Consider the following 13,587-nt stretch of genomic DNA (forward strand, 5'->3'; position numbering starts at 1 on the left):
CCTCTCCACCCACCCCTCATCCTCCCCCTCCTCTCCCCCTCAGCGCCGAGGGGGCCCGGGAGAATGGAGCGGTGAGCGCCCGCGACGATCCCCCGCAGCCCGTCGACGCGGTGCCCGCCGGCGCCGCCGCGCCCCGGCGCTTCGCCGCGCTGCGGGTGCCGGACGCCCGGACGTACCTGATCGGTGCCGCGCTCGCGATGATGGCCGACAACATCGAGCACGTCATCACCTACTGGGTGCTCTGGGAGACGTACCGCTCCCCCGTGCTCGCGGGCTTCGAGGTGATCAGCCACTGGCTGCCGTTCCTGCTGCTCTCGGTCCCGTTCGGCGCGCTCGCCGACCGGTACGACTGCCGCCGGGTGATCCAGGCGGGGCAGCTGCTGTTCGCCCTCGTCTCGGTCGCATGGGGGGTGCTGTTCGCGACGCACGGCCTCACCGTCGTCGCGGCCTGCGTGCTGCTCGTGCTGCACGGCACCGCGGGGGCCCTCTGGGGTCCGGCCGAGCAGCTGATGCTGCACGACTTCGTCGGGCCCGCCGAGGTGCCATCGGCGGTGCGCCTGAACGCCACCTTCCGCAGCCTCGGCATCCTGTTCGGCCCCGTGGTCGGCTCGGCGCTGCTGCTCGGGCTCGGCCCGGAGGCCGGCATCCTCGTGAACGCGCTGTTCTACCTGCCGCTCATCCTCTTCCTGCTGCGCACGCGGTACACGGGCCACACCCGCGACACCGAGGCCCGCCCCCGGGTCGGGATGCTCGACTCGCTGCGCGTCTTCGGGCGCATCCGCACCGACCGCACGCTCGTGTCGATGCTCGTGCTCGCCGGCCTCGGCTCGTTCTTCGTCGGCGCCTCGCTGCAGTCGGTGATGCCGGCGTTCGCCGCGCGGCTCGGCGCCGGCGACTCGGCCGGGCTCGCCTACGGCGTGCTCCTCTTCGGCACCGGCGCGGGCGGCGTGGTCGGCGGCTTCCTGCTCGAGGCGACCGACTTCCCGAAGCCGTCCGTGGCCGCCGCGGTCGCCGCGACGCTCGTCTACGGCCTCGCGATCCTCGGCTTCGCGCTCACCGGGTCGTACCTGCTCGCGGTCGTGCTGCTCTTCGTCGGCGGCGCCGCGAACCTCGCGTCCATGTCGATCTCGCAGACCGTCGTGCAGCTGCTCGCGCCGCCCGCCGAGCGCGGCCGGGTGATCGGCCTCTACGGCGTCGCCGCGAACGGCCTGCGGCTCGGCAGCGGGTTCACGGTCGGCATCGCGGGGGCGGCCGCCGGTGTCGCGACCTCGCTCGCCTGGAGCTCGGCCGCGCTCTGCGCAGGCACGGTGATCGCCGGGCTGCTCGCGCTGACCGGACGGCGCCGCGTCAGAGCGTGACGGTGCCCTCGACCACCGGCGCGACCGCGCCGCCGACCCAGATGCCCTCGTCGTCGCGCTCGATCGACACGAGGCCGTCGCGTCCGATGGCCGTGCCCTGCCGCACCGTGTAGCCGCCCGGCACGATGCCGTCGCGGAGGAACCAGGTGGCGATCCCGGCGTTCAGGCTCCCGGTCACCGGGTCCTCCGGCACGCCGAGGCCGGGCACGAACGCGCGCACCTCGAAGTCGGCGGGACCGCCGGGCTCGTGCCGGCCGACGACACCGAGCGGGAACGGCATGGCACCGAAGTCGGGGTCGACCGCGAGCACCGCGCCGGCGTCGGCGAGCGCGACCGCGAGCCAGCCCGGCCCGTTGTCGACCCACTCGGCCTCACCGAGGTCGTCCGGGTCGAGCCGGAGCGACGCGGCGGCAGCGATGCGCTCGGCGTCCGTCGCGGCGCCGGAGCGGAGCAGCGGCGGCGCGGCGAAGGCGATCCCGGACGGGGTGCGGCGCAGCGTGACGAGCCCGACGCCGCACTCCTGCACGAAGGTGCTGGACCGCGACCCCGTCGCCTCGGCCCAGACCGCCGCTGAGCCGAGGGTCGGGTGCCCGGCGAACGGCAGCTCCTCCGCGGGGGTGAAGATCCGCACCCGGTAGTCGGCGCGGGCGTCCTCGGGGGCGAGCAGGAAGGTCGTCTCCGACAGGTTCGTCCAGCGCGCGAAGTCGCGCATCCGCTGCTCGGCGAGGCCGTCGGCGCCGATCACGACCGCGAGCGGGTTGCCGCCGAGGGGGCCGCCCGGGAAGACGTCGACCTGCCGGAACGCGTACGACGCCACGGTCAGGCCTTCGGCGGCGCGATGGCGCGGTGCCGCTGCTGCACGGCGAGCGGCCCGTACGGGTACACCTCCGTGCGCGGCGTGCTCGCCTCGGTGAGGCGGTCGAGCGCGGCCTGCTCGAGCTCGAGGTCGGCCGCAGCGAGGTTCTGCTGCAGCTGCTCGACCGAGCGGGCGCCGAGGATCGTGCTCGTCACGGCGGGCTGCGCGTCGAGCCAGGCGAGCGCGACCGCGGCCTGCGTCGCGCCGGTCTGGTCGGCGACCTCCTTGAGCGCGTCGAGCACGCGCCAGGTGTGCTCGTCCTCGTTGCGCGGGCCGTAGGCCTCCATGCCCCGCTCGGGGTCGTCGCCGAGACGGGAGGCACCCGTCGGCACCGTGTCCCGCTGGTACTTGCCGGTCAGCCAGCCGCCGGCGAGCGGCGACCACGGCAGCAACCCGATGGCCTGGTCCTGGGCCGCGGGCACGATCTCGTGCTCGATGCCGCGGACGAGCAGCGAGTACTGCGGCTGCAGCGTGACCGGCGGCGCGAAGCCGTGCACCTTCGCGATCCACGCGGCCTTCGTCAGCTGCCAGCCGGTGAAGTTCGAGAAGCCGTAGGCGCCGATCTTGCCCGCGGTGATCGCGTCGTCGAGGAAGCGGAGCGTCTCCTCGAGCGGCGTCAGGGCGTCGAACGCGTGGATCTGGTACAGGTCGACGAAGTCGACGCCGAGGCGGGCGAGGCTCGAGTCGAGCGCGTCGCGGAGGTGCCGGCGGGAGGCGCCGTAGTCGTTCGCGCCGGGCCCCATCGGGAAGCGGCCCTTCGTGGCGATCACGATCTGCTCGGCCTCGACGCGGTTCGCGGCGAGCCAGCGGCCGATGATCTGCTCGGAGACGCCCTTGCTGTAGACGTCGGCCGTGTCGAGGAAGTTGCCGCCCGCGTCGAGGTAGGCGCGGATGATCTCGCCCGAGGTGTCCTCGTCGGCCTCCCCGCCGAAGGTCATCGTGCCGAGCGCCTGCACCGAGACGACGGTGCCGCTGTTGCCGAGGGTCCGGTATCGCATGGCTTCAGTCTCCGCCGCGCCGCCTGGATGCGACCTCGGGCGCGCTCCCCTGCCCTCTCCGGCGTCGCGCGGTAGGTGTGGCGTCGCGCGGTGTGCATGCGCACCGCGTCACGCCACGGCTACCGCGCGACAAGGTGGCGGCTGAAGAGCAACCCTCAGGACGTGAGGCGGTCGAGCGCGGTGAGCACCGCGTCCTGCAGGGGCTCGGACTCGAGCGCCGGCGGCACCCGGACCGCGCGGCGACCCGCGGTGTAGCCGCCGGGCCAGTCCTCGCCCGCCGCGGCCTCGGCGACCCGACGGCCACCCGACCCCACCTCGCCCGGTGCCCCGGGAGACGCGAGCTTGGTGCGCACCCAGCCCGGATCGACGGCGCCGACGCGGAGGGCGGGCAGCCGACGTGCCCAGCCGAGAGCGAGCACGACGTCGAGCGCCTTGCTGTCCGCGTAGGCGCGACGCGGCTCGGTCGCCTCGCCGAGGTGCTCGGGGTCCGCGTCGCCGCTGCCGGCCATGCCGCTGCCGAGGAACACGAGCCGCCCTCGGATCCGGTCCTGGAGCAGGGCGGTGAGCCGGTGCGGCGCGAGCACGTTCACCGCGAACGTCGGCTCGAAGCCCTGGGCGCTCCGTGCGGCACCCGCCCTCGCCCAGATGCCCGCGTTGTGCACGAGCACGTCGACCTCGCCGATCGCGTCGGCGAGGTGGGGCAGCTGCCCGAGGTCGGCGAGGTCGCCGACGACGAGGGCGACCTCGCCCGCGCGGCCGAGCTCGTCGACCACGGGGCGGCCCCGCGCCTCGCTCCTGGCGTGGACGAGCACGCGGTGCCCCTGACCGAGGAGCAGCTCGGCGGCCGAGCGCCCGATGCCGTCCGTGCTGCCCGTGATGCAGATCGTCGCCATGGCCCGGACCCTGGGCGGGACGTCCGGAAGACGCGCTCAGGCGAGGCGCCGGGCGCCGTCGGCGGGGACGACCGGGAACGCGGCGGCTCCGCGGTACCCGGACGCGGCGAACCGCTCGGCGACCGCCTCGCGCAGCGGGTCGACGGCGTCCGCGGCGACGAGCGCGATCGCGGCGCCGCCGAAGCCGCCGCCCGTCATCCGGGCGCCGACCGCACCGTGCGCGAGGGCGACGTCGACGACGGCGTCGAGCTCGGGCACGCTGATCTCGAAGTCGTCGCGCATCGATGCGTGGCTCTCGACCATGAGCCGGCCGAAGGCCGCGACGTCGCCCGCCTTCAACGCGTCGACGCTGCGGAGCACACGGTCGTCCTCGGTGACGACGTGCTTCACGCGCCGGTAGGTCACGGGGTCGAGCTCCTGCTCCGCGCGCGGCAGGTCGTCGAGCCCGAGGTCGCGCAGCGCCGGGACGCCGAGCGCGGCGGCACCTCGCTCGCACGCCTCGCGGCGATCCTTGTAGCCGCCGGTCGCGTGCGCGTGCTCGACGCGCGTGTCGACGACGAGCAGCACGAGCCCGGCCTCCGCGAACCCGAGCCGCACCTGCTCGACGTCGAGCGATCGGCAGTCGAGGAAGACCGCGGCGTCGGCGCGTCCGAAGACGGAGGCGCACTGGTCCATGATCCCGGTCGGCGCGCCGACGGCGATGTTCTCGGCCCGCCGTCCCAGCCGCGCGAGCGCGGCGCGGTCGGCATCCACCCGCCAGGCGTCGTTCAGCGCGACCGCCGTCGCCATCTCGATCGCCGCGGACGACGAGAGCCCCGCTCCGACCGGCACGTCGGAGTCGAGCGCGAGGTCGAAGCCGCGCTGCCCCGCGAGGTCGGTGCCCGCCTCGCCGAAGGCCCAGGCGACGCCGAGCGGGTACGCCGACCAGCCCGCGAAGCGCCGCTCGGCCACGTCGTCGAGGGTCGTGTCGACGAGCGCCGCGTCGAACGTCGAGGCGACCCGCACGCGCCGGTCGTCGCGGAGCGCGAGGGCGGCCGCGGTGGAGCGGTCGATCGCGAACGGCAGCACGAAGCCGTCGTTGTAGTCGGTGTGCTCGCCGATCAGGTTGACGCGGCCGGGAGCCGCCCAGACGCCGTCGGGCGCGCCCTGGAAGCGCGCCGCGAACAGGTCGCGGGCGGACTGCTCGCTCATCACGCCGCCCCGGCGTCGGCGCGGGCGAGGGCCTCGCGGAGGCGCTCGGCCGTCTGCTCTGGCGCGAGGTCGCCGATCCACGCACCCATCGCCGCCTCGCTGCCCGCGAGGTACTTCAGCTTGTCGGCGCTGCGCCGGGGGCTCGTCACCTCGAGGTGCAGCCGCACGCGGTCGCGGTGCGTCGCGACCGGCGCCTGGTGCCACGCGCTGATGTAGGGCGTCGGGGTGTCGTAGAGCGCGTCGACCGCGCGCAGCAGGCGCAGGTACAGCGGCGCGAGCTCGTCCTTCTCGTCGTCGCTCAGGGCGGCGAGGTCGGGCACGTGGCGGTGCGGCAGCAGGTGCAGCTCGACCGGCCAGCGCGCCGCGAACGGCACGAACGCCGTGAACGACTCGCCGGCGAGCACGACCCGGTCGCCCGCGCGCTCGAAGTCGAGCAGGTCGGCGAACAGGTCGCCGGGGTAGCGGTCGACGGAGTCGAGCAGCCGGTTCGTGCGGGGCGTCACGTACGGGTAGGCGTAGATCTGCCCGTGCGGGTGGTGCAGGGTCACCCCGATCGCCTCGCCGCGGTTCTCGAACGGGAAGACCTGCTGCACGCCGGGCACGACCGACAGCTCGCGGGTGCGATGCGCCCACGCCTCGACGACCGTGCGGGCCCTGACGGGTGCGAGGGCGGAGAACGAGCCCGCGGTCTCCGGGCTGAAGCAGACCACCTCGCAGCGGCCCACCGAGGTACGGGTGCGGCCGAGGCCGAGCTCGCGGAGGTCGTCGAGGCTCTCCGGGGCGTCCGGGACGCCGCCGGTCGCGGGCCCGAACGACGGGGACCTGTTCTCGAACACGGCGACGTCGTAGAGGGCCGGTACCTCCGACGGGTTCGCGGCCGACTGGGGGGCGAGCGGGTCGGCCTCGGCGGGCGGCAGGAACGCCCGGTTCTGCCGCGCGGTGGCGATGGACACCCACTCCCCCGTGAGCACGTCCTGGCGCATCGTCGCGGTCGGCGGCCGCGGGTCGAGGTGGCGCTCGTCGATGCGGCGCTCGGGCGGCAGCGCCGTGCCGGGGTCGTCGAAGTAGAGCAGCTCGCGCCCGTCGGCGAGCACGGAGCGGCGGACGGCGATGTCGTTCATGCCCCTGACCTCTCCTCGGGTGCTGCCGGTGCGGAGCCTATCGGCCGCCGTCCCGGCCGAGCCGGGCCTCGAGACCCCGCCGCACGGCGGGCCATTCGCTCGCGACGACGGAGTAGACCACGGTGTCGCGGTACGAGCCGTCGGGAAGGATGCGGTGGTTGCGCAGCACCCCGTCCTGCTTCGCCCCGAGGCGCTCGATGGCCGCGCGCGACTGCCGGTTGTGCCAGTGGGTGCGGAACTCGACGGCGATGCAGCCGAGGTCGTCGAACGCGCGGGTGAGCTGCAGCAGCTTCGCCGCGGAGTTGACGGCCGTTCCCTGCACGGACGGGGCGAGCCAGGTCGAGCCGATCTCGAGCCGCCGGTTCGCCTCGTCGAGGTTGAGGTAGGTGGTCCGGCCGACCGCACGGCCGTCGGGCAGGCACGTGGCCCACGGCACCACGGTCCCTGCCGCCTGCGCCGAGAGCGTGCGCTCGACGTCGTCGGCCATCCGATCGGGCGACGGGACGCTCGTCGTCCACTTCCGCCAGACGTCGCCGTCGGCGGAGGCGGCCGCGAGATCCGGCACGTGGCGCCGGTCCAGGGGTTCGAGGCGCACCTCGGCGGCGACGAGCAGCGGGACCTCGAGCATCGGCGATGTCACGCCTCCATCGAACCGCACGGGAGCGCGGTCAGCCGTCCCGAAGGCGGGCGAGCAGGTCTGCGACCCGCCCGGCGCCCGGCAGCACCGCCTCGGGGTCGAGCTCGAGCCACGGTGCGAGCACGAACTCGCGCTGCCCGGCGCGCGGATGCGGCACGACGAGCCCCCGGTCGTCGATGCGGGCCTCGCCGTAGGTGACGAGGTCGAGATCGAGGGTGCGGTCGCCCCAGCGCTCGGCACGGACGCGCCCGAAGACCCGCTCGACGCCGTGCAGCGCGGCGAGCAGCTGCGGCGCAGGCAGGTCGGTCTCGCCGAGGACGACCCGGTTCAGGTAGCGCGGTCGCGTCTCGTCGGGGCCGTCCAGGGTGACGGCGACCGTCTCGACCGGGCTGGACACGGCGGTGACGACGAGCCCCGGCAGGCGGCGGAGCGCAGCGAGCGCCCCCTGCTGGATCGCCTCACGGTCGCCCTCGTTGCCGCCGAGCGCGAGAACCACCGGCACGGCGGCGACGGGTCGCCGGCGCACGACGGTGACGGCGACGTCCGCGAACGGCAGCGGGATCGGCGCCTCCGGCTTGTGCACCGTGAGACGCACCTCGTCGACGAGCTCGTCCTCGAGCGCGACGCGGGCGAGCCGCTCGGCCAGCGTCTCGATGAGGTCGACGGGGTCCGCCGTCGCCGCGGCCGTGAGGCGCTCGGCGAGGAGGCCGTAGTGCACGGTGGCCGCGACGTCGTCGGTGGCCGCGGCGACGCCGAGCGGCACCGTGAGCTCGACGTCGATCACGAACGGCTGCAGCCGCTGCCGCTCCTCGGGCAGCACCCCGTGGTTCGCCTCGACGCGCAGCCCGGTCAGGGTGATCCGGTCGTGCGCGAACGTGGTCATGCCGTCCCCTCCGCCGCGCGCGCGGCGACCTCGAGCGCGAGGCGGGTCGCGGCGACGTCGTGCACCCGCACCGCCCAGGCGCCGTCGCGGGCCGCGAGGGCGCTCACGACCGCGGTCGGCAGGTCGCGCGCCGCCATGGGTGCCCCGTCGGGCAGCAGCGCACCGAGGAACCGCTTGCGTGAGGCGCCGACGAGCACGCGACGGCCGGTCGCGACGAAGGCGGGCAGGGCGGCGAGCAGTCGCCAGTTGTCGGCGGCGCCCTTCGCGAACCCGAGCCCCGGGTCGATCACGATGCGCTGCTCGGGGATCCCTGCTGCGACGGCCGCAGCGACGCGTCGCTCGAGCTCGTCGGCGACCTCGCGGACCACGTCGCGGTACGTCACCGCCGCGCCGGCCGGCCCGAGGGAGTGCATGACGACGTACTCCGCGCCGGTGGCGGCGACGGCGGCCAGCATCCTCGGGTCGGCCGTGCCGCCCGAGACGTCGTTCACCACGACCGCGCCGGCATCGACGGCGGCCTCTGCGGTCGACGCGTGCACCGTGTCGATGCTCACGCGGACGCCTTCGGCGACGAGCGCGGCGACGACCGGTAGCACCCGTCCGGCCTCCTCGGCCGGGGTCACCGGCGCGGCGCCGGGCCTGGTCGACTCGCCGCCCACGTCGACGAGGTCGGCCCCGTCGGCGGTGAGGCGCAGCCCGTGCGCGACCGCGGCATCGGGAGCGAGGTGCTCGCCGCCGTCGCTGAACGAGTCGGGCGTCACGTTGAGCACCCCGAGGACGAGGGGCCGGCTCATCGGGAGCCCGCGGGCGGCAGCAGCGCGAGCGCCTCGGCCCGCGCCGGGCCGCCGTACACGCCGCGCGCGGCGAGCGTCACGAGGGTGGCGCCGCGCGTGCGGGTGCCGCGCGCCCAGAGGCAGGCGTGGTCGGCCTCTGCGCGGACGAGGACCCCGGCGGCGCCGAGCCCGCGCTCGAGGGCGGCGGCGAGCTCGTCGGTGAGCCGCTCCTGCACCGTGGGCCTGGCGCTCGCGAGCTCGACGGCGCGCACGAGGGTGCCGAGCCCCGCGAGGCGACCGGCGGGCCGGTAGACGACCGACACCGTGCCGGCGAACGGCAGCAGGTGGTGCTCGCAGAGCGAGCGGAAGGGGATGCCGGTGAGCGCCACGGGCACGCCGTCGGGACCGTCCACCGCGGGTCCGGCGGCGAGCAGCGCCGCGGGGTCCTGACCGACGCCGGCGAAGAGCTCGGCCGCGGCGGCCGCGACGAGGTCGGGGGTGCGGGCGAGGCCGGGGCGGCGGACGTCCTCACCGAGCGCGGCGAGCAGCTCCGCGACGGCGCGCGCGGCTCGGGGCAGGTCGGTCACCCGACCATGCAACCGCATCCGCGCGCGTCATGTCACACCGTCCACGCACTCGTTCCGCAGGATCGTGCGTTCCGAAGCGGTCGGGACGCACGATCCTGCAGATCGAGGGGGGCGAGGGGCTACTCCTCGAGCTTGAGGGCGATGCCGAGCGCGAAGAAGGTGGGCGCCCAGTGCCCGACGAAGATGCCCCAGCGATCCGACTGCGCGCGGTCGGAGGAGTTGTTCGCCTGCGACAGCGCCCACGCGGTGAAGCTGAGACCGATGGAGACGAAGCCGCCCCAGTAGGCGTACTCGCTCTTGAAGCCGGCGTCGACCAGTGCCTTGATGGGGTTCATTCCGTGTGCGTCCTTCCGACGTGGCTCACGATGCCGACGCCGGCTGCGAGAACGGTGAGCACGCCGGGGCCGTCAACCGACCGGGACCTCGGAGCCGACGCCGCGGATCGCCTCCCGCGCCCGTTGCGAGACCGCCTGCAGAGCGCGCTTCTCGGCCGGGCTGAGCTCGTCGAAGAAGGCACGGCGGAGCACGTCGACGTAGCCGCAGGACGCTGCGGCGAGCGCCTCGGCGCCGGCGGGCGCGAGCACGACCCACGTGCCGCGGGCGTCCGTGGGGCAGTCGGCGCGGATCACGAGGCCGCGATCGGCCATGCGCCGCACCTGGTGCGAGATGCGGCTCTTCTCCCACGCGAGCGACTCGGCGAGCGCCCCGGCCCGCAGCTGCCGCCCGTCGGCCGCGGCGAGCGTGCGGAGCACGTCGAAGTCGGCGGTCGAGATGCCCGCGTCGCGCTGCACGCGCTGCTCGAGAGCGCGGTCGAGCGCCTCGCGCATCCCCGAGAACGCGCGCCACATCGACCAGTCGGCGGGGTCGAGACCGGTGGGGTCCGACATGCGCATGAGCGTAGCAGCCGTGTCGTTGACATGTCACCGATTCGTGCATACTGGTGACACGTCAACCTCCAACAGGAAGGACACCATGGCCGAGCAGCTCCGCATCGCCATCCTCGTCGGCAGCACCCGCCCGACCCGCAACGGCGAGGCCGTCGCCCGCTGGGTCCTCGAGCAGGCGGCAGGGCGCCCGGGCGCCACCTACGAGATCCTCGACCTCGCCGACTTCCCGCTTCCGCCCTTCGACGAGGCCATCTCGCCCGCCTACGCGCCGTCCACCAAGGACGACGTGGTGCGCTGGGCCGAGACCGTCGCCGCGTACGACGGCTTCGTCTTCGTCACCCCGGAGTACAACCACTCGATCCCGGGCGCGCTGAAGAACGCGATCGACTACCTCTACGCCGAGTGGAACAACAAGGCGGCCGCCTTCGTCGCCTACGGCTCGATGGGCGGCGCCCGCGCCGTGGAGCACCTCCGCGGCATCGCGTCCGAGCTGCAGCTCGCGCACGTGCGCCAGCAGCTCGGCTTCTCGCTCTTCACCGACTTCGAGCAGATGCGCCGCTTCACCCCCGGCCCGCAGCACGCGGACGCCGCGCAGGTGCTGTTCGACCAGCTCGAGACCTGGGCGCTCGCGATGCGCTCGGTGCGCGAGGGCGCCTTCCAGGCGGCCTGACGCCGGAACCGGGAACGGCGGCGCGGCGGTCCGGTGCGGGCCGCCCCGCCGCCGTTGCCGTCAGAGCACCTCGGCGAAGAAGTCGCGCATCGCGACCCAGCTGCGGCGCTCCGCGGTCGCGTCGAACATCGCCCCGTGGTCGGGCGAGTTCGCGTCCGGGATCGTGAAGGCGTGCATCGCGCCCGAGTAGGTGATCACCTGCCAGTCGAGCACCGGCACGCGACGCAGCTCCTCCTGGAAGGCCTGCACGGCCTCGTCGGGCACCACCGGGTCGATCGCCCCGGTGAGCACGAGCAGCTTCGCCCGGATGCGCTCCGCCTCGCCCTCGGGGCCGGTCGACAGGGCGCCGTGGAAGCTGACCACCGCCTTCAGCGGCGCCCCCGTACGGGCGAGCTGCAGGGCGCCGGAGCCGCCGAAGCAGTAGCCGATGGCGGCGGTGCGGCGCGCGTCGGCGAGCGGCTCGGCGAGCATCCGCTCATAGGCGCCGACGATGCGGGTACGCCAGAACGGCACGTCGCCGTAGAACGAGCCCGCGGCCTGGGCGGCGTCGGCGGGGCCGGGACGCAGCTCGTCGCCGTAGAGGTCGCCGGCGAAGGCGAGGTAGCCGAGCCGGGCGAGCATGTCGCAGCGCATCCGCACGGTGTCGGACGGGCCGAGCCAGTCGTGGAGCACGAGCACCGCGGGGAGCGGGTCCGCGGCCACCGCAGGTCTCGCGAGGTAGCCCGTGCACGGTACCCCGTCGACGGCGTAGGCGACGTCGGCGCCGGTCGTGCCGCCCTGAGGCGGGGTCTCGCGGTTCAGGATCGTCTCGAGCGCTGCGGCGTAGGAAGGCATGGCGCCATCCTCGATGCGAGGATCTGGGCGTTCGCAGACGGGCCGGAAGGGCGGGGATGATCGACCAGGGCGTCCTCCTGATCGCGGGCCTCGTGCTGATCGTGCTCGTCGCCGCGTTCTCGAACCGGACCGGCATCGCCTCGCCGCTGGTCCTGCTGCTCGTCGGCGTGGGGGTCGGCTTCCTGCCCTTCGTGCCCGACGTGCGGGTGCCGCCGCAGTGGATCCTCGAGGGCGTGCTGCCGCCACTGCTCTACGCGACCGCGGTGAACCTGCCGACGAGCGACTTCCGCCGCAACGCGGTGCCGATCGGGAGCCTCGCGGTGGTGCTCGTCGCGGTCTCGACCGCGGTGACCGGGCTCGCCCTCACCGCCCTCGTGCCGGGGATCGGCGTCTTCGCCGCCCTCGCCGTGGGCGCGGTGATCAGCCCGACCGACGCCGTCGCCGCCACGGCGATCGCGAAGCGGCTCGGGCTGCCGGAGCGGGTGGTGACGGTCCTCGAGGGCGAGAGCCTCGTCAACGACGCGACCGCGCTCGTGCTGCTGCGCTCGTTCACCGCCGCCGCGACCGCCGGCACCGTCGACCTGCTGGTCACCGGCGGGCAGTTCCTCTACGCCGTCGTGGGCGCGGTCGCGGTCGGGCTCGTCGCCGGATACGTCACGGTGGCGATCCGCGCCCGGCTGTCCGACCCGGTGCTCACGACCACCATCTCGTTCGTCGTGCCGTTCATCGCCTACCTGCCCGCTGAGCGGCTCGGCGCCTCGGGCGTGCTCGCGGCGGTCGTCGCCGGTCTCGTCACGGGGGCCCGCGGCCGGTCGCGGTTCGAGGCGGGGCAGCGCCTCAACGACCACACGAACTGGCGCACCGTGCAGTTCGTGCTCGAGCACGCCGTGTTCCTCGTCATGGGCCTCGAGCTCCGGCCGCTCGTGCACGCGCTCGGCGGCCGCTCGACGCTCATGACGGCCGCGGGCCTCGGTCTGCTGCTCGTCGCCGCCCTGTTCCTCGTCCGGGTGCTGTACGTGGCGGGCGAGCTGCCGGTGCTGCGGTCCCGGGAGCACCGCCTGCTGTCGAAGCAGCACGCCCTCGAGGAGAAGGCCCGCGAGCTCGACGCCGCCGACGCGCACGACGACCGCGAGGCCGCGCGGATGGATCGCGCCGAACGCACCGTCGCCCGCAAGCGCGCCGACCTGCTGTTCCTCCGCGAGAACGGGCTGAGCTGGCGCGGCGCCACCGTCGTCGGCTGGTCGGGGATGCGCGGCGTGGTGACGCTCGCCGCGGCGCAGTCGCTGCCCGAGCGGTTCCCGCAGCGGCCGCTGCTCGTGCTCATCGCGTTCACCGTCGCGGTCGTCACGCTGCTCGGCTTCGGCGGCACGCTGCCGCTCGTGATCCGCACCGTGGGCATCCGCGGCGCCGGCCGCCGCGAGCGACGGGAGGAGGTGCGCGAGCTGCTCGACCACGTGCGGCAGGCGTCGATCGCGCTGCTCGACGACCCGCAGCGCACGACGGTCGGCGATCAGCCGGCGGACCCCCGGGTGCTCGAGCTGCTCCGCGAGCGGTACGGCGTCTCCCCCGCCGACATCGAGGAGTCCGACGGCGACACCGACGGCACCCGCTCCGACCTGCACGACCAGCTGATCGTGCTGCGCCGCCGCATGCGGCAGGCGGCGCGCGACGAGCTGCTCGACGCCCGGGCCGTGGGCACCTACAGCACCCGCGCGATCACGACGGCGCAGGACGTGCTCGACCTCGCCGACGCCCGCGAGGACCGCATCACCGATCCGATCTGATCCCGCCCGGGCCGCGGCGAGCGCTCACGCGAGGACGGGCGACTCCGGCCGCACCGGGCGCCCCGTCCGGCCCGCCGTGGCCGGAACCGACCGGACGTGGGGTGCCGAGCGGCGC

15 protein-coding genes are annotated in these 13,587 nt (G+C 74.9%); 3 read left to right on the plus strand and 12 right to left on the minus strand.

Annotated features, from left to right (window positions below; genetic code table 11):
* Window positions 1-71 precede the first annotated feature (71 nt).
* A complete protein-coding gene (locus tag QDR37_RS04880; protein WP_279712468.1) occupies window positions 72-1,358 on the plus strand; it encodes an MFS transporter in 1,287 nt (428 codons plus the stop codon).
* On the opposite strand, the gene QDR37_RS04885 is transcribed toward QDR37_RS04880, so the two are convergent.
* The 11 genes from QDR37_RS04885 to QDR37_RS04935 all read right to left on the minus strand — a co-directional run bounded on the left by QDR37_RS04885 (window position 1,348) and on the right by QDR37_RS04935 (window position 10,184).
* Window positions 1,348-2,175: a PhzF family phenazine biosynthesis protein gene (locus tag QDR37_RS04885; RefSeq protein ID WP_279712469.1), complete on the minus strand. Its 828-nt coding sequence runs from the start codon at window positions 2,173-2,175 to the stop codon at window positions 1,348-1,350. The two genes, QDR37_RS04880 and QDR37_RS04885, sit on opposite strands and share 11 nt — an antisense overlap.
* Window positions 2,176-2,177: 2 nt before the next feature.
* Window positions 2,178-3,212: an aldo/keto reductase gene (locus QDR37_RS04890; protein ID WP_279712470.1), complete on the minus strand. Its 1,035-nt coding sequence runs from the start codon at window positions 3,210-3,212 to the stop codon at window positions 2,178-2,180.
* Between the two features lie 155 nt (window positions 3,213-3,367).
* On the minus strand, window positions 3,368-4,105 hold the full coding sequence (locus tag QDR37_RS04895) for an SDR family NAD(P)-dependent oxidoreductase (RefSeq protein WP_279712471.1): 738 nt from the start codon (window positions 4,103-4,105) through the stop codon (window positions 3,368-3,370).
* A gap of 36 nt (window positions 4,106-4,141) precedes the next feature.
* On the minus strand, window positions 4,142-5,296 hold the full coding sequence (gene galK / locus QDR37_RS04900; RefSeq protein ID WP_279712472.1) for a galactokinase: 1,155 nt from the start codon (window positions 5,294-5,296) through the stop codon (window positions 4,142-4,144).
* Window positions 5,296-6,417 carry a galactose-1-phosphate uridylyltransferase gene (gene galT, locus QDR37_RS04905; protein ID WP_279712473.1) on the minus strand — a complete coding sequence of 374 codons (1,122 nt, stop codon included), beginning with the start codon at window positions 6,415-6,417 and terminating at the stop codon, window positions 5,296-5,298. The genes galK and galT overlap by 1 nt, the downstream gene beginning before the upstream one ends.
* 37 nt (window positions 6,418-6,454) lie before the next feature.
* Window positions 6,455-7,057 carry a GNAT family protein gene (locus QDR37_RS04910; protein ID WP_347882093.1) on the minus strand — a complete coding sequence of 201 codons (603 nt, stop codon included), beginning with the start codon at window positions 7,055-7,057 and terminating at the stop codon, window positions 6,455-6,457.
* Between the two features lie 28 nt (window positions 7,058-7,085).
* Window positions 7,086-7,937: a 2-amino-4-hydroxy-6-hydroxymethyldihydropteridine diphosphokinase gene (gene folK, locus QDR37_RS04915; protein WP_279712474.1), complete on the minus strand. Its 852-nt coding sequence runs from the start codon at window positions 7,935-7,937 to the stop codon at window positions 7,086-7,088.
* The gene (gene folP, locus QDR37_RS04920) at window positions 7,934-8,731 is read right to left on the minus strand and encodes a dihydropteroate synthase (RefSeq protein ID WP_279712476.1); all 798 of its coding nucleotides are present in this window, start codon (window positions 8,729-8,731) and stop codon (window positions 7,934-7,936) included. Before folP ends, folK begins: the two co-directional genes overlap by 4 nt.
* On the minus strand, window positions 8,728-9,297 hold the full coding sequence (folE, locus tag QDR37_RS04925; RefSeq protein ID WP_279712477.1) for a GTP cyclohydrolase I FolE: 570 nt from the start codon (window positions 9,295-9,297) through the stop codon (window positions 8,728-8,730). The genes folP and folE overlap by 4 nt, the downstream gene beginning before the upstream one ends.
* A 119-nt stretch (window positions 9,298-9,416) precedes the next feature.
* The gene (locus QDR37_RS04930) at window positions 9,417-9,632 is read right to left on the minus strand and encodes a hypothetical protein (RefSeq protein ID WP_279712478.1); all 216 of its coding nucleotides are present in this window, start codon (window positions 9,630-9,632) and stop codon (window positions 9,417-9,419) included.
* Window positions 9,633-9,704: 72 nt separating this feature from the next.
* Window positions 9,705-10,184, minus strand: a complete 480-nt coding sequence (locus tag QDR37_RS04935) for a helix-turn-helix domain-containing protein (RefSeq protein WP_279712479.1) — start codon at window positions 10,182-10,184, stop codon at window positions 9,705-9,707.
* 85 nt (window positions 10,185-10,269) lie between these two features.
* Between QDR37_RS04935 and QDR37_RS04940 the strand changes: the two genes are divergently transcribed.
* Window positions 10,270-10,854 (plus strand): NAD(P)H-dependent oxidoreductase, encoded by a 585-nt coding sequence (locus tag QDR37_RS04940; RefSeq protein WP_279712480.1) that lies wholly within the window; start codon window positions 10,270-10,272, stop codon window positions 10,852-10,854.
* A gap of 60 nt (window positions 10,855-10,914) precedes the next feature.
* On the opposite strand, the gene QDR37_RS04945 is transcribed toward QDR37_RS04940, so the two are convergent.
* A complete protein-coding gene (locus tag QDR37_RS04945; protein ID WP_279712481.1) occupies window positions 10,915-11,688 on the minus strand; it encodes a dienelactone hydrolase family protein in 774 nt (257 codons plus the stop codon).
* A 56-nt stretch (window positions 11,689-11,744) separates the two neighbouring features.
* Between QDR37_RS04945 and QDR37_RS04950 the strand changes: the two genes are divergently transcribed.
* The gene (locus tag QDR37_RS04950; RefSeq protein WP_279712484.1) at window positions 11,745-13,472 is read left to right on the plus strand and encodes a sodium:proton antiporter; all 1,728 of its coding nucleotides are present in this window, start codon (window positions 11,745-11,747) and stop codon (window positions 13,470-13,472) included.
* The last annotated feature ends 115 nt before the right edge of the window (window positions 13,473-13,587 follow it).

Origin of the sequence: Amnibacterium sp. CER49, assembly GCF_029846255.1 — a bacterium.
Taxonomy (GTDB): Bacteria; Actinomycetota; Actinomycetes; order Actinomycetales; family Microbacteriaceae; genus Amnibacterium.